The sequence below is a fragment of the Ornithinibacter sp. genome (assembly GCF_035443565.1).
Classification (GTDB): domain Bacteria; phylum Actinomycetota; class Actinomycetes; order Actinomycetales; family Dermatophilaceae; genus Fodinibacter.
In genome coordinates this window covers 1-2,164 of the sequence record NZ_DAORSO010000055.1, presented here as the reverse complement: position 1 = coordinate 2,164, position 2,164 = coordinate 1, and the positions used below count along the sequence as shown (strand labels likewise).

2 protein-coding genes are annotated in these 2,164 nt (G+C 72.0%); both read left to right on the top strand.

The window, feature by feature from the left end; genetic code table 11:
• Nucleotides 1-2: 2 nt before the first annotated feature.
• Nucleotides 3-800 carry a crotonase/enoyl-CoA hydratase family protein gene (locus tag PLL68_RS07845; protein ID WP_324533217.1) on the top strand — a complete coding sequence of 266 codons (798 nt, stop codon included), beginning with the start codon at nucleotides 3-5 and terminating at the stop codon, nucleotides 798-800.
• Nucleotides 797-2,164: molybdopterin-dependent oxidoreductase (locus tag PLL68_RS07840; RefSeq protein WP_324533216.1), on the top strand; the 1,368-nt coding region annotated here is incomplete at its 3' end. The genes PLL68_RS07845 and PLL68_RS07840, both read left to right, overlap by 4 nt.

Sequence of the window (2,164 nt, the reverse complement as noted above, 5' to 3'; positions counted from 1 at the left end):
GTATGCCGAGCACCCTCACGTGCCGGGTCGAGGGCGGCGTCGCCCAGGTCCGGCTGAACCGCCCCGACAAGCTCAACGCGCTGACGCTGGACACCCTCGAGGACCTCGTCGCCACGGCCCGTGAACTCAGCGCGAACCGCACCCTGCGGGGGGTGGTCATCGCCGGCGAGGGCGACTCGTTCTGCGCCGGGCTCGACTTCGCGACGGTGCTGAAGAACCCGCCGCGGGTTGCCCGATCCTTCGTGCCGAACCCGCTGCGTGGGACCAACCTGTTCCAGGAGGCCTGCTGGGCGTGGCGGCGGGTGCCGGTCCCGGTCGTGGCGGCCGTGCACGGTCACTGCTACGGCGGCGGCCTCCAGATCGCCCTGGCCGCAGACCTGCGGTTCACGACGGCCGACGCGCAGTGGTCGGTGCTCGAGGCCAAGTGGGGGCTGGTCCCGGACATGAGCGGCATCCAGGCGTTGTCCCAACAAGTGCGCATGGACGTCGCCAAACGGCTCACGATGACCGGCGAGGTCGTGAGCGGTGAGCGCGCCGTCGACCTCGGGCTCGCCAGCGAAGTGCACGCGGACCCGGTCGCCGCGGCGACCGCCTTCATCGAGCAGGTCGCGACCCGCAGTCCGGATGCCGTGGCCGCCACCAAGCGCCTCTTCGGCCGCACGTGGTCCTCCTCCGACCGCCGCACGTTCGCGCGCGAGCGGATCGAACAGGCCAAGCTCCTCGCGACGAAGAACACGACCATCGCCCGCGAGGCCGCCATGAAGCGGGCCGTCCCGGCGTTCGACCCTCGCCGCCGATGACCTCACAGCCGAAGACGTCACCGGCTGACCGCGACGTCCGGCACATCACCTGCACCCTCTGCGAGGCGATGTGCGGGCTCGAGGTGCAGCTCGACGACTCCGACGCGATCGTCTCGATGCGCGGGCACGAGGAGGATCCGCTCTCGCGGGGGCACATCTGCCCCAAGGCCTTTGCGCTCCAGGACATCCACGACGATCCCGACCGCCTGCGTGCCCCGGTGGTGCGCACCGCCCAGGGGGAGTGGAAGGAGGTGTCGTGGGACGAGGCGATCACCTACGCCGCCCAGCGGCTCAGCGCGGTGCAGGCCGAGCACGGGGACGACGCGCTGGCGGTTTACCTCGGCAACCCGAACGTCCACAGCCTCGGCGCCCTGACCCACCACCCCACGCTCGTGCGGCTGCTGCGCACGCGAAACCGGTTCTCCGCCACCTCCGTCGACCAGCTGCCCCACCACGTCGCGTCGTGGGCGCTGTACGGCCACCAGTACCTGCTGCCCGTGCCCGACATCGACCGCACCGCGCTGCTCGTGCTCGTCGGCCACAACCCCACGGCCTCGAACGGGTCGCTGTGGACCGTCCCCGACTTCCCTCAGCGCCGCCGCGAGCTCGCCGCTCGCTCAGGGCGACTCGTCGTGCTCGACCCGCGCCGCACCGAGACTGCAAAGATCGCCGACGAGCACCACTTCGTCCGCCCGGGCTCCGATGCCGCGGTGCTGCTCGCCATCGTGCGTGAACTGCTGGAGGGCGACCTCGCAGCCCCGGCCGAGTACGTGCACGGCATGGACCGGGTGCGCGATGCGGTGGCCGGGTTCACCCCGGAACTGGCCGAACGGGTGTCCGGCATGTCGGCGGATGCCGTGCGCCGCCTCGCGCGGGACCTCGCGGCCGCGCCGTCGGCTGCCGTCCACGGGCGGATGGGGGTGTCGACGCAGGCCCACGGGGTGGTGTGCCAGTGGGCGGTGCAGGCGATCAACATCCTCACGGGCAACCTCGACCGGCCCGGCGGCACGATGTTCACGACCCCGGCCGTCGACCTCATCGGGCGGGGGGTGCTCTCGCCAGGGGGCTTCGGCACCAAGCGCACCCGCGTGCGCGGACTGCCCGGGTTTGGCGGCGAGTTCCCGGTGTCGGCCATGGCCGAGGAGATGACGACACCCGGTGAGGGCCAGGTGCGGGCCCTGCTGACGATCGCGGGCAACCCGGTGTCCTCGACGCCGGCAGGGCACCGACTCGACGAGGCGCTCGCCGGGCTCGACGCCATGGTCGCGATCGACTTCTACGTCAACGAGACCACCCGCCACGCGGACGTCATCCTGCCGCCGACGAGCCCGCTCGAGCGCGACCACTACGACATCGTCTTCCAC

Excerpts from the sequence above, each read along its gene's own strand:
- PLL68_RS07845 (WP_324533217.1), top strand. The coding sequence starts at position 3 with ATGCCGAGCACCCTCACGTGCCGGGTCGAGGGCGGCGTCGCCCAGGTC.